Origin of the sequence: Arsenicibacter rosenii (assembly GCF_001870735.1) — a bacterium.
Taxonomy (GTDB): domain Bacteria; phylum Bacteroidota; class Bacteroidia; order Cytophagales; family Spirosomataceae; genus Arsenicibacter; species Arsenicibacter rosenii.
In genome coordinates, this window is record NZ_MORL01000001.1 from 435,722 (window position 1) to 458,222 (window position 22,501).

Annotated in this window: 22 protein-coding genes; 8 read left to right on the plus strand and 14 right to left on the minus strand. The window is 50.9% G+C overall.

The window, feature by feature from the left end:
* Nucleotides 1–7: 7 nt before the first annotated feature.
* On the plus strand, nt 8–412 hold the full coding sequence (locus BLX24_RS01590; protein ID WP_071501319.1) for a response regulator: 405 nt from the start codon (nt 8–10) through the stop codon (nt 410–412).
* Here the strand turns inward: BLX24_RS01590 and BLX24_RS01595 are convergent, their stop codons facing one another.
* Entirely contained in the window at nt 413–2,311 is a 1,899-nt protein-coding gene (locus BLX24_RS01595; protein ID WP_071501320.1) for an AAA domain-containing protein, read from the minus strand.
* Between the two features lie 77 nt (nt 2,312–2,388).
* Here BLX24_RS01595 and BLX24_RS01600 point away from each other — a divergent pair, with 77 nt between their 5' ends.
* Together BLX24_RS01600 and BLX24_RS01605 are read left to right on the plus strand one after the other, a co-directional pair.
* Complete coding sequence (locus BLX24_RS01600) at nt 2,389–2,895, plus strand: GbsR/MarR family transcriptional regulator (RefSeq protein WP_071501321.1); 507 nt, start codon at nt 2,389–2,391, stop codon at nt 2,893–2,895.
* Nucleotides 2,896–2,978: 83 nt separating this feature from the next.
* Nucleotides 2,979–3,560: a hypothetical protein gene (locus BLX24_RS01605; RefSeq protein ID WP_143092541.1), complete on the plus strand. Its 582-nt coding sequence runs from the start codon at nt 2,979–2,981 to the stop codon at nt 3,558–3,560.
* 66 nt (nt 3,561–3,626) lie between these two features.
* Here BLX24_RS01605 and BLX24_RS01610 read toward each other — a convergent pair whose 3' ends face one another.
* Both BLX24_RS01610 and BLX24_RS01615 read right to left on the minus strand, forming a co-directional pair.
* Entirely contained in the window at nt 3,627–3,860 is a 234-nt protein-coding gene (locus tag BLX24_RS01610; RefSeq protein WP_071501323.1) for a hypothetical protein, read from the minus strand.
* Complete coding sequence (locus tag BLX24_RS01615) at nt 3,860–4,207, minus strand: hypothetical protein (protein ID WP_071501324.1); 348 nt, start codon at nt 4,205–4,207, stop codon at nt 3,860–3,862. Before BLX24_RS01615 ends, BLX24_RS01610 begins: the two co-directional genes overlap by 1 nt.
* 178 nt (nt 4,208–4,385) lie before the next feature.
* Here BLX24_RS01615 and BLX24_RS01620 point away from each other — a divergent pair, with 178 nt between their 5' ends.
* Nucleotides 4,386–5,765, plus strand: a complete 1,380-nt coding sequence (locus BLX24_RS01620; protein ID WP_071501325.1) for a hypothetical protein — start codon at nt 4,386–4,388, stop codon at nt 5,763–5,765.
* 36 nt (nt 5,766–5,801) lie between these two features.
* On the opposite strand, the gene BLX24_RS01625 is transcribed toward BLX24_RS01620, so the two are convergent.
* Both BLX24_RS01625 and BLX24_RS01630 read right to left on the minus strand, forming a co-directional pair.
* Nucleotides 5,802–6,839: an aldo/keto reductase gene (locus tag BLX24_RS01625; protein ID WP_071501326.1), complete on the minus strand. Its 1,038-nt coding sequence runs from the start codon at nt 6,837–6,839 to the stop codon at nt 5,802–5,804.
* 68 nt (nt 6,840–6,907) lie between these two features.
* A complete protein-coding gene (locus BLX24_RS01630; RefSeq protein WP_071501327.1) occupies nt 6,908–9,313 on the minus strand; it encodes an endonuclease MutS2 in 2,406 nt (801 codons plus the stop codon).
* A gap of 171 nt (nt 9,314–9,484) precedes the next feature.
* Here BLX24_RS01630 and BLX24_RS01635 point away from each other — a divergent pair, with 171 nt between their 5' ends.
* Nucleotides 9,485–10,333, plus strand: coding sequence for a hydroxymethylglutaryl-CoA lyase (locus BLX24_RS01635; RefSeq protein WP_071501328.1), 849 nt, complete (start codon nt 9,485–9,487; stop codon nt 10,331–10,333).
* 117 nt (nt 10,334–10,450) lie between these two features.
* Here BLX24_RS01635 and BLX24_RS01640 read toward each other — a convergent pair whose 3' ends face one another.
* A complete protein-coding gene (locus tag BLX24_RS01640) occupies nt 10,451–10,975 on the minus strand; it encodes a DUF7935 family protein (protein WP_071501329.1) in 525 nt (174 codons plus the stop codon).
* 121 nt (nt 10,976–11,096) lie between these two features.
* Here BLX24_RS01640 and BLX24_RS01645 point away from each other — a divergent pair, with 121 nt between their 5' ends.
* Nucleotides 11,097–11,408, plus strand: a complete 312-nt coding sequence (locus BLX24_RS01645) for a HesB/IscA family protein (protein ID WP_071501775.1) — start codon at nt 11,097–11,099, stop codon at nt 11,406–11,408.
* Nucleotides 11,409–11,503: 95 nt separating this feature from the next.
* Entirely contained in the window at nt 11,504–15,286 is a 3,783-nt protein-coding gene (locus tag BLX24_RS01650; protein ID WP_071501330.1) for a sensor histidine kinase, read from the plus strand.
* Nucleotides 15,287–15,355: 69 nt separating this feature from the next.
* Here BLX24_RS01650 and BLX24_RS01655 read toward each other — a convergent pair whose 3' ends face one another.
* Nucleotides 15,356–15,922: an NUMOD4 domain-containing protein gene (locus BLX24_RS01655; RefSeq protein ID WP_071501331.1), complete on the minus strand. Its 567-nt coding sequence runs from the start codon at nt 15,920–15,922 to the stop codon at nt 15,356–15,358.
* Between the two features lie 316 nt (nt 15,923–16,238).
* Here BLX24_RS01655 and BLX24_RS01660 point away from each other — a divergent pair, with 316 nt between their 5' ends.
* Nucleotides 16,239–16,607, plus strand: a complete 369-nt coding sequence (locus BLX24_RS01660; protein ID WP_071501332.1) for a CoA-binding protein — start codon at nt 16,239–16,241, stop codon at nt 16,605–16,607.
* Between the two features lie 249 nt (nt 16,608–16,856).
* Here the strand turns inward: BLX24_RS01660 and BLX24_RS01665 are convergent, their stop codons facing one another.
* From BLX24_RS01665 to selD, 7 genes are all read right to left on the minus strand, one after another.
* The gene (locus BLX24_RS01665) at nt 16,857–17,858 is read right to left on the minus strand and encodes a 3-oxoacyl-ACP synthase III family protein (RefSeq protein WP_071501333.1); all 1,002 of its coding nucleotides are present in this window, start codon (nt 17,856–17,858) and stop codon (nt 16,857–16,859) included.
* Nucleotides 17,859–17,988: 130 nt separating this feature from the next.
* Nucleotides 17,989–18,240 carry a phosphoribosylformylglycinamidine synthase subunit PurS gene (gene purS / locus BLX24_RS01670; protein ID WP_071501334.1) on the minus strand — a complete coding sequence of 84 codons (252 nt, stop codon included), beginning with the start codon at nt 18,238–18,240 and terminating at the stop codon, nt 17,989–17,991.
* A gap of 99 nt (nt 18,241–18,339) precedes the next feature.
* The gene (gene pssA, locus BLX24_RS01675; protein WP_229201674.1) at nt 18,340–19,026 is read right to left on the minus strand and encodes a CDP-diacylglycerol--serine O-phosphatidyltransferase; all 687 of its coding nucleotides are present in this window, start codon (nt 19,024–19,026) and stop codon (nt 18,340–18,342) included.
* A 31-nt stretch (nt 19,027–19,057) separates the two neighbouring features.
* Nucleotides 19,058–19,699, minus strand: a complete 642-nt coding sequence (locus BLX24_RS01680) for an MBL fold metallo-hydrolase (RefSeq protein ID WP_071501335.1) — start codon at nt 19,697–19,699, stop codon at nt 19,058–19,060.
* A 1-nt stretch (nt 19,700) separates the two neighbouring features.
* Entirely contained in the window at nt 19,701–20,402 is a 702-nt protein-coding gene (locus BLX24_RS01685) for an SAM-dependent methyltransferase (RefSeq protein ID WP_071501336.1), read from the minus strand.
* A complete protein-coding gene (locus BLX24_RS01690) occupies nt 20,402–21,169 on the minus strand; it encodes an alpha/beta fold hydrolase (RefSeq protein WP_071501337.1) in 768 nt (255 codons plus the stop codon). Before BLX24_RS01690 ends, BLX24_RS01685 begins: the two co-directional genes overlap by 1 nt.
* A 90-nt stretch (nt 21,170–21,259) precedes the next feature.
* On the minus strand, nt 21,260–22,321 hold the full coding sequence (gene selD / locus BLX24_RS01695) for a selenide, water dikinase SelD (protein WP_071501338.1): 1,062 nt from the start codon (nt 22,319–22,321) through the stop codon (nt 21,260–21,262).
* Between the last annotated feature and the right edge of the window lie 180 nt (nt 22,322–22,501).

Consider the following 22,501-nt stretch of genomic DNA (forward strand, 5'->3'; position numbering starts at 1 on the left):
GGAGCATATGGAGAGACTTTTGCCTTTAATCTGGGTTGTTGATCAGATTGATAAGGATGCAATATTCATGCAGCAGGCCATGACGCGGATAGAGAATCCATGTCAGCTGCTCATTTTTCCGGATTGCCTGAGTATTCTGGAACATGTGAGCAGCCTGCACCGGCCACCGCAGTTTATTGTGATCGACTATCAGCTAGACGGAATGAATGGGTATGAACTAACACAAACATTACGTCTGATACCTTTTTTAAAACGGATTCCGATCGGGTGGTTAGGCGATGATATGGTGATGCCAACTCCCCGGGAACTGGAGGAGTTGGGCGTAAAATGGTGCTGGCCTAAGCCGGCAAATTATCCGGGCTGGCAGAACCTGATTGAGGAGTTCTGCCAGAAAGCCGCCGATACCATGTAATTACATCCACTCCCAGGCACTCTGATACCCGTTAATGGTTTCGGCATACGAAATAAAATCACTGTAGAACGGCAGCGCTGATAGCGTGGCGCTGTCGCCGATGATAATGAGTTTTTTCCGGGCACGGGTCATGGCAACGTTCATGCGCCGGATATCGGACAAAAAACCGATGTCGCTGCCGGCGTTGCTGCGTGTCATGGATATATAGACAATATCGCGTTCCTGCCCCTGAAAACTGTCGATGGTATTGACCGAAATCGCATGTCGGTAGGGCTGTAAATCAGCCGATTGGTCTAATAAATCATTCAGTATGCTAATCTGTTGCTTGTACGGTGAGATAACGGCAACGTTTGGGAACCGGGCAGGCGGATAGGTGGTTGCCAGCTCACCGGCGAGTTGGGTTAAATGCCGGAATAACAGGGCGGCTTCCTCGGGATTAGTAGAGCTGGTCCCCTCAGGTTTTTCGTCAAAGCCACAGCCGGCGGTGTCGATAAACTGAACAGCCCGGTCTCCTTCGGTGAGCAGATGCCCTGCCACGGAGGTATGTGCGGTTAAGGCATTGCCATAAAAAACCTGCGCCGAATACCGCATGATGTGTTCGTGCATCCGGTATTGGACGTTCAGCAGCGAAACCGCTTCGGGGTGGTTTGCCACGCATTTTTCGAGCAGTGTTGTCGCCAGTCCGTTTCTGGCCGCCTCCTGTGATTTAATGGTAGGCGGTAGCTGACAATGATCCCCGGCCAGAATAACCTTATTCGCTTTTAATATAGGCACCCAGCAGGCCGGTTCGAGTGCCTGACCTGCTTCATCGATTACGACCGTATCGTAGGTGCGCTGGCGGATGACGTAGTTATTGGCCCCGACGAGCGTTGCCGTAATGACCTGTGCTTTCGCCAGAATGTCGTCGATAATATACTGTTCCGTCTGCTCTACATCCTTCATAATCCGGTGAGCCTCGTCAAACAGGGCTTTCCGTTGCTCCCGTTCTGCCTTCCCGAACTGGCGCTTGTATTTATGGGCCATATTCTTAAACTCATTGGCCTGCTTTTTCGACTTCCGGATATCTTTCATATACGGATGCTCAGCCATTTTGTGGTCAAGGGTCAACGCCATAAGCCGGTCTGAGACCCGCGCGGGGTTACCGATCCGGACTACATTGAGCCCTTCGGCATGCAGCTTATCGCTGAGCAGGTCGACGGCGGTATTGCTGGGAGCCACAACCAGCAGCTGCGTATGATCCCGCTCGATGTGGGCCTTGATAACCTGTACCAGCGTCGTGGTTTTGCCGGTACCCGGCGGGCCGTGGATAATGGCCAGTTCGTTGGCCATCAGTGACATTCCGACCGCGTTGAGCTGACTGGGGTTTAGCTTTGGCAGATGCAGCGTTGGGGTTTGCTGCCGGAAGGTAGGGGCCTTCTGGCCGGTCAGGATGTTAACCAGCGAATCGTTACCGGAGTCCAGACGCGCTTTGGCCTGTTTAATGGCCTGCTGCATTTCGTCGTAACTGTTGTCATCGAACAGTATCTCAATGCCGAGCTTACCATCCCGCGCCCAGTCGGGCAGCTCATCGGTACGTAGTGTCAGGCGGACCCGGTTGCCGCTCTGGTGTGAGATAGTACCTTCGACCCGGTCTGCTTTCGGATTATAATTGCTGAACAGGACCGCCGGCATACCGAAGCGGAGCTGGTGCGAAATGTCCTGATGGGTCGTGCGCTCGGCTTCAATGGTCAGGTAATCGCCCCGGCTGAGTTCCGACCCGCGTATGGCGATCGGATACCAGGCCAGGCCACTGGCACGGCGTTCAATAATGGAGGTTGTTTCGGTTAGCTGCTGGTACTGCCGGCGATCCTCGGCCCGCTCCGTCTGCAGTAAGGCGAGTAACTGATCAAAATAATGCATGGACAAAGATACAGCAGACCGCGAATTTAATTTTCAATATTTTTTGAAAATACAGAAAGTTGCTTTTCATTTGCGTCATGACGTTTGACGAAGCAAAAGCAAAATTTGTCCAGACCTGGGGGACGCTGGCTACGCAGTGGGGAATCAACCGCACCATGGCACAGATTCATGCTTTGCTGATGATAGCGCCGGATCCGATCGACACCGATACGGTCATGGAACAGCTTCAGATATCGCGGGGGAATGCAAACATGAACCTGCGCGAGCTGATGGACTGGGGGCTGGTATACAAACAACTGAAACCCGGCGACCGCAGGGAATACTACATTGCGGAAAAGGATGTCTGGAAAATTGCCCGGCAGGTGGCCAAAGAACGCCGCCGAAGGGAGATAACGCCGGTGATCGAAGTGCTGGAAGAGCTCAAGAAAGTCAACACCGATACCCCCGAAGCGGAAGCCTTCCGGAAAATCGTGGGCGATTTGAGCCAGGTGGTCGGGTTTGCCGATAATACGCTGAATGCAGTGATTAAGGCCGAAGAAAACTGGTTGATGGGTCAGTTTCTGACGTTTTTCCGCAGTATCTGAGCGCAGTGCCGGGCCGTTGAGGCCTTCTTTTTGCTGAATAAGTTTCAAAAATTTCTGAAAATACAATAATTACGAAGATGAAAATGCTGTTTGGATTTCGGGGCATTGCGGTGTCGGAGCCAACGATTTATATGCGCTGGATTTTTTTACCGGTTATTGCCCACTGGCTGAGCTGGCTGACCGGTATGGCCGGGGTTGTGCTGTTTCCGGTGCTGCTGACCATTGCCCAGGTACTGATACTGAAGGTATATTCTGAAGCCGTGAAGCCCTGGTGGTGGCTGGCAACGCTTCCGGTGACATTTGGCTGCTGGATTTATTTCGGGCCGCACCGGTATGATTCAGCCGTTGATCCGGAGGGGTACTTTATCCGGGCTATCCTGATTTACTACATTGTGCAGTGTCTGAATTCCTTTTTTCTGCCGCTGGTTGTAAAGGAAAATCCCGTACCGGCCATGATACGCTGGTTTGGCAGTGTACTGATAGCGGGCGTTTGCTGGGTTATATTTTACTATATTCTGATCCGGATTGTTCCGCTGAAAACAATCCTTGGCTATCAGAACTGGTGGTTTGGAATGCTGCTCGTCTTCCCACTGATTAGTTTACTTGCCAATGCGTTGGGCGGATTGTACCTGATTCGTGTCAGGGAGCGGGCCCACGTCTGGTAAAGCCGATTCGCTTGTCAGCGTACAGACGCAGAAACCCGGCCTTGGCCGGGTTTCTGCGTCTGTACGCTAGTCATCAAGTTCTTTTTCGTGGAGGACAGCGCACCGGATGCCGGTCCCTTTAAGGGCGTTCAGCACATCGGCTGCCTGAAGTGTGCCCGACCGGATGGTCAGGTCATGTCGCTCTGTATGCAGATCAACACTTAACCGGCAATACTGTCCCTGTAAACAAGCCAGCCCGCACATGGCTTTGTGCAATTGGGAGGCACAGGTAATATTGGTCTGAAAATGAAGCTCGCGCATTAATTCTGGTTTGTGGGTAAAGTGGAGATGAACTGGTCAATATAGAGTTTGCCAACTGCAAAGTCCAGGAGCTCCCCAAGCCGCGACAGATCGTTTAATGACATGGTCAGACAACTGTATGAACTAAGTTGCCAGAACGGGATATTCCGGATTTTAGGGTTTTGTCCGGTTGCCGCATAGTGCTGATAGCAAGAATGAGTATCATGAACGAATTTGTAAAATTCGGGTAAAGTCCGGCTCACGGTAATGATGCCGAAACCAATGGTTATGCGCCCGCAATGTGTGCATTGAAGTACATAACCGTTCTTCGGGTCGATATGAAGTGTTTTGAAGTTACAGGATTCCATTGTATAAATTATTTAGAATTATTATAAATAATACACAAAGAAAGCACGACAAGCCGACCATGACTTACGCAATCGGGATTATTAAGGGAGAGTATTGGTGCAGGCGTCGGATACTAACTTTTTTTAACAGCAACACCTGATCCGGGTTAAGGAGGCAGACACAGAGACACCGGACCTTATGAAAAAGAAATATTTGACAGCCATTATCGGGTTACTGGTCGCTAAGGTAGCCTTTGCACAGCACCAGCATGATTCTATGCAGCCAATGTCGTCGGCAAGCAAGACGGATACGATGCGTGAGCACCAGCATGAGATGAGTGATATGCCTGCCATGAGTCACTCTTTTTCGCGGAATCTGCCCATGAACCGGAATGGTTCAGGTACGTCCTGGCATCCTGATCATACGCCTATGTACGCCTACATGACCCACCGTAACAAGTGGATGTACATGCTTCACTACAGCGTGTTCCTGCGGTATACCAGCCAGAATGCCAATAATGCGTCGATGCGTGGAAGTGACCGCCAGGTGGATGCCCCGAATTGGGTGATGGGAATGGCGCAGCGGCCGGTCGGCCGGCGGGGTTTACTGTTGCTACGGGCCATGCTGTCGCTCGATGCGCTGACGGTTGGCAGAGGCGGGTATCCGCTGCTGTTTCAGACAGGAGAGTCTTTTCAGGGCAAACCACTGATTGACCGCCAACACCCGCATGATTTGTTTTCTGAACTGTCGGTCGGGTATAGCTATGCCGTAAACCGGCAGGTAGATATATACGGATATGTCGGGTTGCCGGGAGAACCGGCCCTGGGACCGCCTGCGTTTATGCACCGGATTTCGTCTTTCAATAATCCGGATGCGACACTGGGCCATCACTGGCAGGACGCGACCCATATCTTATTCGGGGTGGCAACGGTCGGTATCCGCTACAAATGGACCAAGCTGGACGTATCGTCATTCACGGGTCGCGAGCCCGACGAACACCGGTTTAACATCGACCGGCCGCGTTTTGACAGCTATTCCTATCGCTTATCCATAAACCCCTCCCCGGCGCTGGCACTACAGTTTTCGCAGGGATTTATCAAAAGTCCCGAAGATTTACACCCTGAAGATGATGTAGTACGCACGACCGCTTCGCTGCTGCACAGTAAACCACTTGGTCCGGCCGATGTGTATGTCACGTCGGCGCTGGTGTGGGGGCAGAATCAGGCGCATGGAAAAACCGAAAATTCATGGCTTGCCGAGAGTAGCCTGCAATGGGGCTGGTTAGCGGCCTATGGTCGTCTGGAACGATTGACAAAATCTACCGAAGAACTTGGTCTGGAAATGGCTTTGGCCAACCGCTCGTTAGTAACCATCAATGCGCTGACACTGGGGGTAAACGGCCGTTTGGTTCGTTATGGGGGCTCCGATCTGGTGGCAGGCCTTCAGGTGACCGGTTATCAGATTGATCCGGCTTTGCGGGCATTTTATGGCAATATGCCGCTTTCGGGAGAGGTCTATATCCGGCTGACGCCATCCCTGATGGCTGGCAGTATGGGCATGGCAGCACGGAAACGATAACGGAGAAGCTACCGTCAGTAGCTTCTCCGGACCGGATTAATAAAGTACGGGTGGCGGATTGAGCGTCAGATTCTGGCGTTGATGCCAGTAAGGATAAACGGGCGGCGTTTCGCTGGCCTGATCGAGGCGTTTTACCTGATCGGTGGTCAGCTTCCAGCCTACTACCCCCAGATTTTGCGTCAGCTGCTCCTCATTGCGGGCACCGATAATGATGCTCGACACAGTTGGCCGCTGCAGTACCCAGTTCAGGGCGACCTGTGCCACGGTTTTGCCGGTTTCCTCCGCAATCGCATCCAGCACGTCCATAATCGCATAAAGCCGTTCGCTGTCAACCACTGCCGCCGGAATCGGGCTGCCGCCTTGGGCTACACGGCTGTCGGCCGGCATCGGTTGATTACGCCGGTATTTACCACCAAGCATTCCTGCCGCGAGCGGTGACCAGACAATAGCCCCCACTTTCTGATCGAGGCCCAGCGGCATCAGTTCCCATTCATATTCGCGGTTCAGCAGCGAGTAATAGACCTGATGGGCGATGTAGCGGTTCCAGCCGTATTTTTCGGAGATCCCCGTCGATTTCATCAGGTGCCAGCCCGAAAAATTCGAGGCGGCCAGATACCGGATTTTACCGCTCTGTACCAGATCATCCAGCGTCCGCAGCGTTTCTTCGACCGGCGTCACCCCGTCGAAGCCATGCATGTGAAAAAGGTCAATATAGTCGGTGCCAAGGCGTTTGAGGCTGCCTTCGACCTGGCGCAAGAGATGAAAACGCGAGGAGCCCTGATTATTCGGACCATTGCCGAACGTAAAGGTAGCTTTCGACGAAATCAGCAGCTGATCCCGTTTACCGGCAATGGCTTTGCCCAGAATTTCTTCCGATAAGCCCTGCGAGTAGACATCGGCCGTATCGAACAGATTGAGACCGGCATCCAGGCAGATATCCACTAACCGGGTGGCTTCTTCGACCTGTGTACTGCCCCATGCCTTGAAAAATGAGTTGCCGCCGCCGAACGTGGCCGTACCAAAACTAAGTACCGGTACCTGAAGGCCGGAGCCGCCTAAGTGTCTGTATTCCATGGTTCTATTGTTGAGTTTTTATAAAAGAAAAGTGGCACGAAAACCGTTCGTGCCACTCTGTTTTAAAACTATCGCATTTGCACCACCGTCACACCGGCCCCGCCACGGTCCACATGCTCGTCGGCCATTCGGGCCACTTCCTTGTAGGTCCGCAGATGATTCCGGACGAGCGTCCGCAGGATGCCGTCGCCTTTACCGTGAACAATCCGGAGTTCAGGATAGCCCAGCATCAGGGCATCGTTCATAAACTGATCCACCACGCCGAGGGCTTCTTCGCCGCGTTTGCCGCGAATATCGAGGTTGAAGCTGAAATTCATCATCTTCTCATTCATATCGATACCCTGCATCCGGGGCTTATTCTCTTCGCCGGTCGCCTCTTTATAGGCTTTTTTGCTGAGTTTTTCGAGTCGGTTCAGCTTGATGTTTGATTTCAGGTCGCCGATACCGATTTCGGCATCTTTCCCCCGGATGGCCAGCACCTGTCCAACGGCGGTCTGTCCCTTAATCCGGACATAATTTCCAGCCTCGATGGTGCCTTCTGCCAGTTCATATTCTTCTTTGGGCTTTGTTTCCGCAATCACTTCCGGCTTGAGTTCCTTCGTCTCAAACTGCTCCAGCTGCTGCCGGACGGCTTTGGTGGCTTCTTTTTCGGCCTTGTTTTCCTTAATCTCGCGGATTGTGTTTTCAATTCGCTGATTGGCTTCCTGCACCAGCGCCTTTGCCTTTTGCTTGGCGTCATTGATCAGCTGCTTCTGCTCGTTTTCCAGGCGGGTTTTCAGCGCCGTATATTCGGCCAGCTGTTGAGCGACCTTGCGCTGATTAATCCCGATCTCCATGTTTTTTTCGGCAAAAACACGCTTTTCAATATCAAGCTCTTTCAGCAGCTTTTCAAAGCTAACCTGCTGGGAACCCAGTTTGTCCTTGGCCCGATCGATGACGCCTTTCGGCAGGCCGATTTTACGGGCAATTTCAAAGGCAAACGAGCTGCCGGGCCGACCCATTTCGAGTTCGTAAAGCGGCTCAAGGTGCTCTCCGTCGAAACGCATGGCGCCGTTGATGAGCCCGTCGGTTTTGTCGGCAAACACCTTCAGGTTGGTATAGTGGGTGTTAATCACCCCATAGGCTCCCGACTTATTCAGATCCTCCAGAATGGCTTCGGCAATGGCGCCGCCCAGACCCGGTTCGGTGCCGGTACCAAATTCGTCGATCAGGAAGAGCGACCGCTTGTTGGCACCAATCAGAAACTGCTTCATCGCAGTCAGGTGGGAGCTGTAGGTACTCAGGTCATTTTCAAGGGATTGCTCGTCGCCGATGTCGATGAACAGATTCTGGAAAACGCCCATTTCCGAAAAATCATTCATCGGCACCAGCAGACCACACTGGAGCATGAACTGCACCAGACCGATGGTTTTCAGTGCCACGGATTTACCACCGGCGTTTGGTCCGGAAATAATCAGAATCCGCTGTTTTTCATCCAGCCGCACCTGAAGCGGAACCACCTTTTTACCCTGTTTCTGAAACGAAAGATGCAGCAGGGGGTGGCGGGCGGCCGACCAGCTGACAAACGGGCGGTTATGCACTTTCGGCATACCGGCTTCAAGCTGGGTGGCCAGCCGCGCTTTGGCCCGGATGAAGTCAATCATCGCCAGAAAGTTAATGGCTTTCTTGAGATCCTCCAGATGCGGGCGCAACTGATCCGTCAGGGCCTGCAGAATACGGAATACCTCACGGCGTTCTTCATATTCCAGTTCGCGGATTTCGTTGTTTGCATCGAATACTTCAGCCGGTTCGAGGTATACGGTCTGACCGGTCGAGGATTCGTCGTGTACAAAGCCCTTAATCTTCCGCTTATGTTCGGCTGCAATCGGAATCACCAGGCGCCCCCCGCGAACGGTCAGGCTCAGATCGTCGGGAATCCAGCCATTATTGCGGGCCATGCGCAGCATGCTGTCCAGCTGCTTCCGCAGGTTATGCTGTTCGGCAATGATCTGCCGGCGGATGCGTGCCAGTTCGGGGGAGGCCGAGTCGCGGACATGTCCGCGGTCGTCAATGACACGTTCGATGGCATCGTTAACGGCTTTATTGACCGTAACCGGCCCTGCCAGTTCCCGCAGAAACGGGTATTCATTGCGTTCCGTACGCTTTTCAAGAAAGCGCAGACAGTCCTGAATCGTACGTAAGGACAGTTTCAGGTCGAAAAACTCCTCTTCGGTAAGGGCAATGCCTTCTATGCGGGCTTTTTTCAGCTGCTCCCGTACATCGATATAGTTCGACGACGGAAAGTCAGGCTCAAACTGAACGATCTGTTTAAATTCAGCCGTTTGCCGGAGCAGTTTATCGATGAGTTGATGGTTATCCGTGAAGCGGATTTTATCCACATAGTCCTGTCCCAGCGGACTGACACAGGCTTGCTTCAAAAGTTCGCGTATTTTATCGAAACCTAGTTTTTGTTCGAGGGTATTCGGGTAAAGCATTCGAAATGAATGAACAATTAAAGTGGAATGGGGGTGTATACAGGCCACGCCCTATACTAAAACAGAATTAATCCGGATGTGGTTCGGTTCACGGCGACGCCGGCAGTTGCGTGGCGGTAAACTGAATCTGTCTTTAATGCGTTTTCTCAAAAAAGGTAACCCCTACGACTCATGAAACTCATTGAGTGCCCGCGCGACGCCATGCAGGGCCTTACACATATAGTGCCAACCGACCTGAAAACGGCGTACCTGAATGCCCTGCTGAAGGTTGGTTTTGATACGCTTGATGCGGGCAGTTTTGTCTCCCCGAAAGCGGTCCCGCAAATGGCCGATACGACGGCTGTGCTGGCTGGTCTTGACCTGTCATCAACCCGGACGAAGCTATTAGCCATCGTGGCCAACCTGCGTGGAGCCGAGCAGGCGCTGGACTCGAAAGGAGTTCACTACCTCGGTTTCCCGTTGTCTGTGTCTGAAACGTTTCAGCAGCGCAACACGAATAAATCCATTGCACAGGCGCTTACAGAGGTAGAAACAATGCAGAAACTGTGTGCCGGAGCACAGAAAGAACTGGTGATCTATCTGTCTATGGGGTTTGGGAATCCGTACGGAGACCCCTACAGCCCGGAAGTGGTCAGTACATTTACCCGGCAGCTGGCCGATCTTGGCATCCGCATCATCGCGCCGTCGGATACCGTTGGCAGTGCGACACCTGAGGCGATTGAACGCTTGTTTTCGCATCTGATCAATCAGCATCCGGAGGTGGAGTTCGGCGCCCATCTACATGCGGTTCCGGGTGAGGTGGAGGCAAAGGTTGACGCTGTGATCCGGTCGGGTGTCCGGCGGATCGACGGGGCCCTGCGTGGCTTTGGCGGTTGCCCGATGGCGGCCGATGACTTAACCGGAAATCTGCCGACGGAAGGTATCCTGCCGGTTTTAGAAAAACAGAACCTGCTCCCAACGCTCAACATGGCGGCTTTCGGGGAAGCAATGACAATCTCCCGCGAGGTTTTCGGGTACTGAAAAGGGACGGGAAACAGAAAAAAGGCAGGAATACGGGCTTAACAGACTACTACTGCCATAGCGCAGCAAGTCTGGTAAGCCCGTATTCCTGCCAGAAAGAACCTGCCAGGTCAACAATCAGATAAACTGTTCCTGTATTTCGGCTTTGACAAATTTCAGTGCCGTTGCCGTTGGTTGTTTATCCTGCTGAATGATGCGCTCAAAGAGTCTCTTGGCGAGTTCAATGGGTTGCGCATCGGGGGATGTATCGCCGGATGCCTGATTAATCAGGGTAACCACTTCGTTCATTGCCCCCTGAATATGTTCCCACGCCGCCTGACTCATGTAAATCTGCTGCGACAGATTGTGGTTGTATTCATCCCGGATTTCCTGCAACAGCAATTGCTGAAATTCGAGCACCGTCGTGGCATTACCGCTCAGGCGAACCAGCAGGTTGTTCGGACTAATGCGTTCCAGGAAGAGCACCATGCGCTCATAGGCCTGCAGGCGGATCGGAATAACCGATTTTACGTATTCTGTTTTTGTCTCATTTTTGTGCCGGTCGGCTTCCCGCTCCAGCAAAAGTTTCACGGTCAGATACATGCCGTAAAGAACCAGTGCCGCAGGGACAATCAACTTAAGCAAATCAGCAATCAGCTCCATTCTGTGTTTCGTTATGTGTGCGTAAAATTAGGTAACTTTGAAAAAAGGGCCTTGAGCCGGGGCGACTTAAAATCGCAGAAAACGCATGCCGAGGCCCGAAAACGTAACGGAAAAACCAGCCATGTTTGTACTAGATCAACCGGTGCAGCTTCATGAAGATGCCCGCAATCAGATAATCGATATTTTTCAAACCCAGAAAATTCCGGCCGAATACGGTCTCCGCATCGGCATAAAAGGAGGGGGCTGCGGGTCATCATGGCTGCTTGGTTTTGACTTGCCCGGGGCCTCTGACGAAGTCTATAACGTTGACGGGGTCCGGATCATTATCGATAAAAAACATCTTTTATATGTGCTGGGGGCTACCATCGGCTACGAAGCGGCTGAAGAGGCACGTGGATTCACGGTTGATAAGCCTTCTAATACAGCAAGTTGAAAAAATGAATATTATAAGTTACCGTTCTGGTAATATAAGGACTTGCTTCTGGCACGATTTTTACTGCAAATGAGGTAGTCTCTTTATCCTGAATCGTGAAAATAGTCGAAAAGCATATATTTCTGTTTCTGGCAATGCTGATGGTTTTACTGTCGGCACTCTGCTATGTTTTTTTAGAAAGGGATGCACCCGGGGCTACTGATGAGCAATATCTGGCCGCTATTCAGGAACGTGTCAAGACAGAGTTACGGACCAGTAGTGAAGAACTGCTTCAGGTGACGAACCGGGTAAAGGAAACCAAGGATTTTACGTTTTCGAACCTGAATTTTTCAACCCGGTATCCATATTTTATTTTTCAGGATGGTAAAATACTGTATTGGTCAGATCAGCTGTTTGTGCCTGATTATGAGCGTATCGCAACGGTACCGCATCCGAGGCTCGTCCATTTTGATCAGGGCAAATACATCGTAAGCCGGCAGAAAATCGTCAAAAACGGCCATCAGTATGATATTTATTCGCTGGTGATGGTTTACCGCCATTATAACAACACGAATACGTATTTACAGTCCGGATATAATCCTGCGCTGTTTCCGATTGAGCCCAGGGCCATTTCCATGCAAAAGGCGCGGTCGTATCAGAATATTTACGATAACTCGCCGGTCTTCCTGTTTTCGGTAACGCCGCCCCATATCCGGGCCTATCGCAATCACTCTACCCCTGTCAATACGGTTATTCTGGCGACAATCGGGGTATTATTTCTGGGGTTGTATGTGATCCGGCTGATGATCCGTTTCGGCCGGAAACGGCAATTTGAGTTTGGGTTCCTTGTTTTTTTTGCCTATCTCCTGATGTTGCGGGGGGTGATGCTCTATTTCGGAGTGCCGTTTTTGTTTATCGACACTGACCTGTTCAATCCTAAGTTTTACGCGTCGTCTGTCATTGCGCCATCGCTCAGTGACATGCTGCTGAATTCGCTGGCGGTAGTGATGCTGGGCCTATACATGATTGCCCACTATTACCGTACGCGCACGTTCCGCTTCCTGATCCGGCAGCACGACTGGATTAAATTACTGGTGTCTGTAAGTACCGTAATTGCCAGTTATGTAGTGTTTTATCTGTGCTACGCAGAACTGAATAATATCTACGAGAAGTCTCAGTATATGCTCGATATTTCGTTGAGCATTCACTTTACGCATCTGAAAATTGCGTGTTTACTGGTATTTGTCAGCATCTCACTGATTTATTTTCTGGCGCTTCATTTGCTGACCAGCCTGTTTATCCGCTTTAATAATGACATGCGTCAGGGGTGGCTGGCTTTTCTGGTCGGTACGGTGCTGTCAGCGGTTTTATATTATGCCGTCGGCGTTATTGCCGAACTGGTATGGGTATTGAACGGCATTTATTTCATTACCCTTTACCTGACCCGTTTCCCGCGGATACTGTACACGTTCCGTTATCAGACCTCGATTTACCTGTTTTTTGCTGCGTTTATCTGTGCATTGACGACCGCTTATGTGGTCTATCGGCAGGAAATCAAAAAGGACATTGCCCGGAAAAAGGATTTTGGCGCTCGGCTGCTGGCAGAAAATGATATATTGGGAGAGTTTTTGCTGGACAAAGCGCGTGGTGCCATTGCCGGTGATACTGAGATCCGGCGGTCTTTCCGGCGGGATTCAATACTGGGGAGCGCCCGCATACAGCATCGGGTGAAAAGTACCTATCTCGAAAAATACTTTGAGAAATACGACGTTGAAGTACTCTCTTTCGATGCCGACGGTAACCCGCTTGAGCACCGGCCAAATGCTATGGATTATCGTGCCTATGATGAACGATACCGGCATGACCGCTTCAAAACGCAGTACAACGGGCTTTATTTTAATAACGAAGTCGGCAACAATATCATAAAGCAGTATATCGGGTTTATCGATGTATACGGTCAGGATACTGATAGTACACTGATCGGGCGGCTGGTGCTTGATCTGAAGCTGCGCAACGAGACACCTAAAAACGTCTACCTGGAATTACTGGTCGACAAAAAACTGATCCAGTCACCGGAGAGCCAGGACTATAGCTACGTAATCTATGGCGGTACGCCAAAGTCCATTATGTACAGTACGGGTAGTTATAACTACGACCGGAAAATGCCGCAGTGGATGCTCGAACGGCCGGAACTGTTTGATGCCGGTATGACGCTGAATGGGTACAAGCACGTAGGGTTACAGGGCAAAAACGGCCGGACAATTGTGGTGTCTTCGCTGGAGTTCCCTCTCAGCAGCATTCTGTCTAACTTTTCCTTTCTGTTCCTGATTCTGGTGCTGACCGTGATTGTGGCCATCATGACCTATGCCATCCGGTATCAGATTTCGCATTTCAGCGTTAATTACTCGACCCGGATTCAGATTCTGCTGAATATCGCCTTTTTCCTGCCGTTGTTATTGGTAATGATCATTATTCTGGGAGTTATCACCTCGAACTATGTCTCAAACCAGGAAACGGCATTTATTAGCAATACCCGCAACATTGCATCGAACTTTCTCTCTTACCTGGACGAATACCAGCAGGGAAAACGAAGCCTGGAGTCGGCTCAGGAAGAATTGAAAAAAATTGCCCGTGACGTTGATACAGACATTAATGTGTTTGATACAACAGGTGTTCTTTTCACCTCCACCCGTCCGTTGATGTATGAAAGCGGTCATCTGTCGAAGCGTATTAATCCGCAGGCGTATATTCACCTGATTGAGAACAAGGAAAAACAGGTGCTGCTGAGTGAGTCGTTGGGTAGTAAGGAATACCGGACGGCCTATGCCGGGATCAAATCCTATAAAGGCCGGTTGCTGGGTGTGCTGAGTGTGCCGTATTTCTACGCTCAGCCGGAGCTGGATGAGCAGGTAAGCGAAGTGGTTGCTTCTACGCTGAACGTGTTCATGATCCTGTTCATCGTCTTCCTCATTCTTTCCTATATCGCGTCCAATTCGCTGACGGGACCCTTACGGCTGATCACGCAGAAAATCCGGCGGACAAACCTGGACAAGCTGAACGAACCCCTCGACTGGAAGTCGGATGACGAAATCGGGCTTTTAGTCGGAGAATATAACCGGATGCTGGTGAAGCTGGAAGAAAGTAAACAGGCCCTTTCGGTAAGCGAAAAACAGTCGGCCTGGCGGGAAATGGCCAAGCAGATTGCTCATGAAATTAAAAACCCGCTGACGCCGATGAAACTGACGTTGCAGCATTTGCAGCGGACAATGCCGGTAGGCGAGGAGGACAGCCGTGCCCGGCGGATTATTAAAAATGCCTTTGAATCATTGCTGGAGCAAATCGATAACATCAGCGAAATTGCCGCGTCGTTCTCGGAACTGGCCAAAATGCCGTTACCGAAAAACGAAATGTTTGAAATTACCGCTGTCCTGAATAAAGCGGCTGATTTATATGCCGACGATGAGCGCAACAGTGTTGTTAAAGACATTATGCAAGGGCCGATAATGGTTATCGGTGACCGGCAGATGACGGGTCGGATCATCACGAATCTGATCATTAACGGTATTCAGTCAGTGCCGCCGGGGCGCAAGCCACGCATCGAGCTAAAGTTATTTACGACAGAAGACGAGGTGCAGATCGAAATACATGACAACGGGTCGGGGATTCCGGAGTCGATCCGGGCGAAGGTATTTCTGCCCAATTTCAGCACGAAGAAAGACGGCTCCGGCTTAGGGCTGGCCATCGCCAAACGTGGTATAGAACACGTTGGCGGCAGCATCTGGTTTGAAACGACCGAGGATGTGGGGACCTCGTTTTTTGTGACGTTGCCATTGGCACATCGTGCCAACGGTTCGGGCGGAAGCATCTCAAAGCATCCGGAAGGCGTTATCAGGCGTTGATAAATACTCTCTGAAGGTACTACATAACACAAAAAAGGGAGTATCAGCCGATACCCCCTTTTTTGTGTGTTAATCGTCAATTGTGACGTGTTTCCAGTTCTCGCCGGACCGAATGCGGTTGAGCTGGGTATGCGTGATCCCAAACTGCTTGGCAATCATTTTGAGCCGGTTTTTGTCGTTCCGTAAAAGTTTTTTAATGATTTTGACCTTTGTCTCCGTCAGCTTGTAATTGCTGGTCTGACGTGGCTGCGGGCGGTTCTTGAGATTTGGATTGTTCCGGTTATGCTCAATCATTTCTTCCTTCGACACCCACTTCAGATTTAAATGATAATTATTCATCTTATCATGATCCAGGTGGATGACAAATGTGTGTTCCGGTTGCTGGCGTTTTACAAAAAACTCGGCGACCAGTTTGTGTACATAACGGTTGAGCGTTTTCCCTTGTGAACGAATGTTTAAGGAACGATACCCCTGAATAACCGACCCCTTAATGATAGTCCCCTGGGCTGTCCCGGACTGAAAACTCCGTATCCGGCCATAGTTGGACACCTCGTAATGGGGAGGGTTTTCAACAGTATCAAACGGAATGGTTACCCATTTCTCATTCCAGTAACTTTGATTCTTTTTGTCATTCATTTTTCACAAAAAAGTAGAAGTGAAATAGATTGAGTAGGATACCTGTTTGTTTATATAAACTTAAACAAAATACTGAGAAAAAGGTTAAGCTTGGCTGCTAATTTAATAGATGAACTGGTTTATGTCGCTTATACTAGCAAAAAAGTCTATTTAAAGTATACAGGTCAAGTATTAAACTAATTTGAAGAAAAGATAAACAAAAGGCACTGCATAAGAAAGTGAAAATCAAAAAAAGAATAAATCTGTTTCTTATAGAAGACGATATAAAATCATAAAGGTAACAGAGTATTTTCAAATAAATAGGAGACAAACAACTATGTTGACAGATAAAAAGACATTGATTCTGGGCGCTTCTGAGAATCCCGACCGGTATGCAAACCGTGCCGCGCTCAGTTTACTGAACCACGGGCATGCCATTGAGTTAGTGGGCTTACGGCAGGGGAATATACGCGGCCATATTATTCAGACCGGACAGCCTGAGTTGAAGGGAGTTGATACGGTGACGATGTACGTCGGGCCACGCAATCAGCCGCAGTACTATGAGTACATCAAGGCTTTAAAGCCACGGCGGGTGATTTTTAATCCGGGTGCCGAAAATCCGGAGTTTGAGCGTCAGCTGCGGGAAGAAGGGATCGAACCGGTTGACGCCTGTACGCTGGTCATGCTGTCAATCGGGAATTATTAAAGAAGAGTGAGCGAGCGAACGAGTGCAAGCGTGGTAACATAAAATGTATCAATCACGCTCACACTCGTTCATTCACCGCGTTTAGTCCGCTAAAACATTCAATCACTTAATATTTAGTTACTTGAAATTCAGTTACTTAATCATTCAATCACTTAATCATTCAATCACTTAATCATTCAATCACTTAATCATTCAATCACTTAACATTCAGTAACTAAATCATTCAATCACTTAATCATTCAATCATAGTCACCATTTAATCAGCGCCGAGGCCCAGGTAAATCCGCTGCCGAAAGCCGCCAGGCAAACCAGATCGCCTTGTTTCACGCGCCCCTGTTCCCAGGCTTCAGTCAGGGCAATCGGAATAGAGGCGGCGGTGGTATTGCCATAAAGGTGAATGTTACTCATCACTTTTTCTTCCGGCAGATTCATCTGCTGACGGACGTAATCTGAAATACGGATATTGGCCTGGTGCGGAACTAACAGGGAAATATCGCTGGCGGAGTAGCCGTTGGCCTGCAGGCTTTCATGGATCACTTCCGAAAAACGGACAACCGCATGTTTGAAGACGGCGTTTCCGTTCATGATTACATCAATGCCGCCTTCGTCGAGCATCTCTTTCGTCACGGCGCGGCCGGGACGGCTGCTGCCGGGGTCTTTGACATAAAGCTCTTCGGCATACCGGCCATCGGCATGCAGGTGGGTCGACAGCACGCGGTGCTCCGGATCATTAGTGGCCTGCACCACAGCCGCACCGGCACCATCGCCGAAAATGACCGCCACATTCCGGCCTTCGGTACTTTTATTGATCCAGGAAGACTGAATCTCTGAACCAACGATCAGTACGTTTTTATACATACCGGTCCGGATAAACTGATCCGCAATGGACAGGGCATATACAAAACCAGAACACTGATTCCGGATATCAATGACACCAATGCCATCCAGACCAAGCTCACGCTGCATCAGAAAGGCCGAGCCTGGAAAAAAGTAATCCGGGGTGATGGTCGCATACACGATCAGGTCAATCGAAGAGGCTTCGATACCGGCCCGTTCGATGGCCATCCGGGAGGCCGCCGTTGCCATACTGGCGTTTGTGTCTTTTCCGTAGGTGAAATACCGCCGTTGCTGAATACCGGTGCGCTCGCGAATCCAGGCATCCGAGGTATCCATGTACTGCGTCAGATCATTATTCGTAACAATATTGTCGGGGACATAAAAGCCTAGTCCCGTTATGGTCGAGTACGTCATAGTATTGCAATAAAGCAAAAAAAGCCCGGCTAAAATAGCACTTTATTCGGGGAGGATTGTCGTTTCCATGAATAAAGTCCTGACTTTGCCGGGATAATGCAAAAAAAGTATGCAATTTTAACTGCCTTGCTTACGCTGTATGTAACGTGAAGCTATATTCTTCCATGATCAGGTTTGCCAGAAGCTGGCGGCAGGCGTCGTCGACGGTTGATGTAGCAGCTTCTTCGCTTTCCGCTTCAACTTCTAACCGGATGTGTTTCCCGATACGAACGTCACCAACATTGTCGATGTGCAGGTTGTGGAGGCCAAGCCGAACCGCTTTACCTTGAGGATCCAGAATTTCTTTCCGGGGCATTACGTCGATTTCTGCGAAAAATTTCATGAATGATAAAGAGTGAAAGAGTGAAAGAGTAAAAGGGTGAAAAAGCAGGTTGGCTGACCGGGTTCAGTGTTGGCCGTAACCAGTGTAAGCGGTGCTCTTTCACTCTTTCACTCTTTCGCTCATTGACAATACCACATACAGCCCGATAATAAGAGGGAGGGCTGCGAAGCGCAAAATTAACAGAAGTAGGGCGGAAAGAATCAGAAAAACGTATTTTATTTTATTCGCCTGCCAGCTGAACGTTTTAAACTTCAGCGCCAGCAGCGGTAATTCGGCCACCAGCATAAAGGCGAACAGGGTGATGCCGGTCAGTACATACGGGTTGTACCAATAGGGCGTCAGGTCGGGCTGATAATGGCTCATGAACGGGAATGAGGCAATCATGAGGCTGTTGGCCGGAGTCGGTACCCCAATAAACCCGTCTGCCTGACGGGTGTCAATGTTGAAGTTAGCCAGCCGGATCGCCGATAAAACCGTAATCAGGAAAGCACCATACGACCACACACCCATGTCAAGCCCCTGCGCCAGCTTAAACACCAGAATGCCGGGTAATAAACCAAACGTAACCATATCGGCCAGTGAATCCAGCTCTTTGCCAAACGGGCCGGAAGCATGCACCAGCCTGGCCACGAAACCATCCCCGAAATCAAGCAGGGCCGCAACGACCATTAGCCAGGCAGCTGTTACCAGATCACCGTTCAGGGCCATGACGATGGCAATGCTGCCGCAGAGCAGGTTGCCGCACGTCATGGTATTCGGAATTTGTTTAACGATATTCGATAGCATATAGAATAGGTATCAGCAGCAACTGCGGCCATTAATCCATCCGGACAAACGGATTTGTTTTTTTCTCCCGCCCGATTGTTGTCGGGTCCATATGGCCGGCATACACTGTATAATCGTCCGGAAGCGTATACAGCTTGGTCCGGATACTGGTCAGCAGGGCCTGATGGTCGCAGTAGGGAAAGTCTGTACGGCCGATACTGCCCTTAAAAAGGACATCACCGCCAATCACATACCGGTCGTTGTGATTCACGAACACGACATGCCCGGGCGCGTGGCCGGGTGTATGAAGCACATCCAGCGTGGTGTTGCCAAACGTAATCTGATTGCCTTCGTGCAGGTAGGCGTCTACTTCCGTAGGGTCGTAGCCGCGTAGCCCGTACATCTCCATGCGTTTCGGCACATCGTTGAAAATAACCATGTCGAGTTCATGAAGATACATTTTAACCCCGAACTTACGCTTGACATACGCGCTGCCAAACACGTGATCGAGGTGGGCATGGGTCTGGAGCAGATGGGTAATCGTCAGCTGGTTTTTTTCGATAAATGCGGCGAGTGTTTCTTTCTCCGACTGATCGTAGCAGCCCGGGTCAATTACTACCGCCTTTTTGGTGGCATCGTCGCTAACGATGTAGGTGTTTTCCTGAAACGGGGAAAACGTAAAAGCCTTAACCATGTCAGAATAAAAGAAATACAGTTGGTTTTTTATGCAGGTCAGGAAGCTGGCCTTTCCAGTCTTTGATGGTTTTCGTTTTAATAAACGCATCAGGGGCTGTTACGTTGCAGGCAACACACAGGCGGCTGTCACCGGCACAGGCCGACAAGACATCGCCCATGAGCTGATTGTTCCGGTAAGGCGTTTCCATAAAAATCTGGGTTTGCTGCTTCAGGCGGGCCTCTTTTTCGAGTTGCTTCAGCGTTTTACTGCGTTCGCCGCGATCGATGGGCAGGTAGCCGTGAAAAACAAACGACTGCCCGCTCATGCCCGACGCCATCAGGGCCATCAGGATCGAAGAGGGCCCCACGAGCGGAACAACCGTCCAGCCCAGCTGATGCGCCACCCGGACAGCCGCCGCGCCCGGATCGGCTACCCCCGGGCAACCGGCTTCCGACAGCACACCGGCATCCTGTTTCCGGTCGGTCAGGGCCTGCATGTTGCGGCGTACGTCGATATCGGTCGTATCCTTATTCAGATCAAAAAACGATAGTTCGTCAATGACTTTACCGGTTTTGAGACTGCTGATAAAACGGCGCGCCGTCCGGACGTTTTCGACAAAGTAAGCATCCAGCTTGCTTATAACGTCCCGGATTTGCGGAGATAACACCTGGTCGGCGGTATTGTCGGCCAGAACGGTTGGTATTAAATATAAGGTAGGCATCAGGCGATAAAGGCTAAAACGGCTTCTACAAATTCTGCCGGCTTTTCAGCCTGCACCCAGTGACCGGCACCGGCAATGGTCTGTACTACCGCATTCGGGAAAATGCGTTTAATGGTTTTCTCATCTTCTTCGGTAATGTAAGGCGATTCACTCCCCCGCATAAACAGAGTCGGTTCGGTGACTTGCCGGGTCATTTTCAGTTCTTCGCCCACACCGTGGATTTCGCGCTCGATAACCGGCAGGTTAATGCGCCAGTCGAATTTCCCTTCCGTTGTCCGGTACAGGTTTTTCAATAAAAACTGACGTACCGAAGCCGAGCGCTCATAGTCACTGAAAATAGCATCGGCTTCATTCCGGTTCGTCAGCGTTTGCAGCGGTACGGCATTGAAACCGCGCAGGATTTCACCGTGATGTACGGGATAGAAACGCGGCGCAATGTCGACCACGATCAGCTTGCTGAATGTATCCGGATACGACATAGCGTACTGCATAACCGTTTTACCACCCATGGAGTGGCCGACCAGCACCGGCTTATCCAGCTGATGATCCTTAATAAATTCATGGAGGTCGGCCGCCATCGCCTCATAATCAAATTCATCACTGCGGGGCGATTGGCCATGGTTCCGCTGGTCGACCGAAAAAACGCGGTAGCCCTGAGCGGCAATAGCCTTGCTGATGGTCACGTAATTATCAGAGGATCCGAAAATGCCGTGCAGAAAAATCACGGCTGGTCCGGTATCACCCGATTGACGAAAATATAATTTCATATGGTCTGATTGGCCGCAAAGACGCAAATAACCGCAGGTGCACAAAGAAAGAACGTCTTCGGGCTGCCTGCTGTCTTTCTGCCTTAGTGGTTAAATAACGTAAATGGATTTCTCCCGGCGAGGGGTGAGCTCGCCAAACGACTGCAAAGTAAACCCATTTTGGGCAGCAACTTGTTCAAATGCCGCACAAGAATCCGGCTCAACGGCAATCAGCAGGCCGCCGGAGGTTTGCGGATCGGCCAGAATAAAGCGTTGCCGGTCGGTCAGATCGGCGATTTTATGGCCGTAGCTGTCCCAGTTGCGGTGTGTTCCGCCGGGAATGCTTTTTTGGGCAAGGTACGCATCCACGACCGGTAGTTTAGGTACTGCGTCGAAGGTTACGGTTGCGCTGAGTCCGCTGCCATCGGCCATTTCCACCAAATGGCCGAGCAGTCCGAAGCCGGTGACGTCGGTCAGCGCTTTCACGTAAGGGAGTTTCCCCGACACGGCCCCGAATTTATTCAGTTGTGCCATTTGAGCGGGCGCGAGCTGCGCATGCTCGGGCGCCAGGATGCCTTTTTTCTGCGCCGTGGTCAGAATACCGACGCCAAGGGGTTTGGTCAGGTAAAGCCGGCAACCGGCGGTGGCCGTATTGTTTTGCTTCAGGTGTTCGGTCCGCACCTTGCCCGTAACGGCCAGCCCGAAAATCGGTTCGGGTGAGTCGATGCTGTGTCCGCCGGCCAGCGGAATACCGGCTTCGGCACAAATTGCCCGGCTGCCGGCCAGCACCTCGCCCGCCACTTCCGGTGGCAGCTTGTCCAGCGGCCAGCCCAGGATCGCAATCGCCATGAGCGGTTCGCCGCCCATGGCATAGACGTCGCTGATGGCGTTGGCCGAGGCAATACGGCCGAAATCAAAGGCATCGTCAACGATGGGCATAAAAAAATCGGTGGTGCTGATGATGGCTTCTCCGTTGCCGAGGTCCATCACGGCCGCATCGTCGCGGGAGTCGTTGCCGACCAGCAACCGGTGGGCGAGGGGAGAGGGCGGTAACGGACTGGTTCCTGTCTGGTTGTGGTGGAGAATCCGGTCCAGAATTTTCGGGGCGATTTTGCAGCCGCAGCCGGCACCGTGGCTGTATTGGGTAAGTTTTATCGGTTCAGCAGATGTCATATCGATACGATTTATCGGTTAAGAAACACTAAAACGGCATGTTTTGATCGTAAAGCAATAAAAACCAGGGGAGAAAACAGAGCCATACGGCTATGCTTATTTTGTATAATTTTAAGTTTAGCCTTCTTTGGACGGCACTTTCCGGAAAAATCCGGGTAAAAAATCGCCCTAAAAACGGCA

What these genes read in the sequence shown, in the direction of transcription:
- BLX24_RS01590 (WP_071501319.1), top strand. Translation starts at nt 8, where the DNA reads ATGGAGAGACTTTTGCCTTTAATCTGGGTTGTTGATCAGATTGATAAG.
- BLX24_RS01595 (WP_071501320.1), bottom strand. Translation starts at nt 2,311, where the DNA reads ATGCATTATTTTGATCAGTTACTCGCCTTACTGCAGACGGAGCGGGCC.
- BLX24_RS01600 (WP_071501321.1), top strand. Translation starts at nt 2,389, where the DNA reads ATGACGTTTGACGAAGCAAAAGCAAAATTTGTCCAGACCTGGGGGACG.
- BLX24_RS01605 (WP_143092541.1), top strand. Translation starts at nt 2,979, where the DNA reads ATGCTGTTTGGATTTCGGGGCATTGCGGTGTCGGAGCCAACGATTTAT.
- BLX24_RS01610 (WP_071501323.1), bottom strand. Translation starts at nt 3,860, where the DNA reads ATGCGCGAGCTTCATTTTCAGACCAATATTACCTGTGCCTCCCAATTG.
- BLX24_RS01615 (WP_071501324.1), bottom strand. Translation starts at nt 4,207, where the DNA reads ATGGAATCCTGTAACTTCAAAACACTTCATATCGACCCGAAGAACGGT.
- BLX24_RS01620 (WP_071501325.1), top strand. Translation starts at nt 4,386, where the DNA reads ATGAAAAAGAAATATTTGACAGCCATTATCGGGTTACTGGTCGCTAAG.
- BLX24_RS01625 (WP_071501326.1), bottom strand. Translation starts at nt 6,839, where the DNA reads ATGGAATACAGACACTTAGGCGGCTCCGGCCTTCAGGTACCGGTACTT.
- BLX24_RS01630 (WP_071501327.1), bottom strand. Translation starts at nt 9,313, where the DNA reads ATGCTTTACCCGAATACCCTCGAACAAAAACTAGGTTTCGATAAAATA.
- BLX24_RS01635 (WP_071501328.1), top strand. Translation starts at nt 9,485, where the DNA reads ATGAAACTCATTGAGTGCCCGCGCGACGCCATGCAGGGCCTTACACAT.
- BLX24_RS01640 (WP_071501329.1), bottom strand. Translation starts at nt 10,975, where the DNA reads ATGGAGCTGATTGCTGATTTGCTTAAGTTGATTGTCCCTGCGGCACTG.
- BLX24_RS01645 (WP_071501775.1), top strand. Translation starts at nt 11,097, where the DNA reads ATGTTTGTACTAGATCAACCGGTGCAGCTTCATGAAGATGCCCGCAAT.
- BLX24_RS01655 (WP_071501331.1), bottom strand. Translation starts at nt 15,922, where the DNA reads ATGAATGACAAAAAGAATCAAAGTTACTGGAATGAGAAATGGGTAACC.
- BLX24_RS01660 (WP_071501332.1), top strand. Translation starts at nt 16,239, where the DNA reads ATGTTGACAGATAAAAAGACATTGATTCTGGGCGCTTCTGAGAATCCC.
- BLX24_RS01665 (WP_071501333.1), bottom strand. Translation starts at nt 17,858, where the DNA reads ATGACGTACTCGACCATAACGGGACTAGGCTTTTATGTCCCCGACAAT.
- purS (WP_071501334.1), bottom strand. Translation starts at nt 18,240, where the DNA reads ATGAAATTTTTCGCAGAAATCGACGTAATGCCCCGGAAAGAAATTCTG.
- pssA (WP_229201674.1), bottom strand. Translation starts at nt 19,026, where the DNA reads ATGCTATCGAATATCGTTAAACAAATTCCGAATACCATGACGTGCGGC.
- BLX24_RS01680 (WP_071501335.1), bottom strand. Translation starts at nt 19,699, where the DNA reads ATGGTTAAGGCTTTTACGTTTTCCCCGTTTCAGGAAAACACCTACATC.
- BLX24_RS01685 (WP_071501336.1), bottom strand. Translation starts at nt 20,402, where the DNA reads ATGCCTACCTTATATTTAATACCAACCGTTCTGGCCGACAATACCGCC.
- BLX24_RS01690 (WP_071501337.1), bottom strand. Translation starts at nt 21,169, where the DNA reads ATGAAATTATATTTTCGTCAATCGGGTGATACCGGACCAGCCGTGATT.
- selD (WP_071501338.1), bottom strand. Translation starts at nt 22,321, where the DNA reads ATGACATCTGCTGAACCGATAAAACTTACCCAATACAGCCACGGTGCC.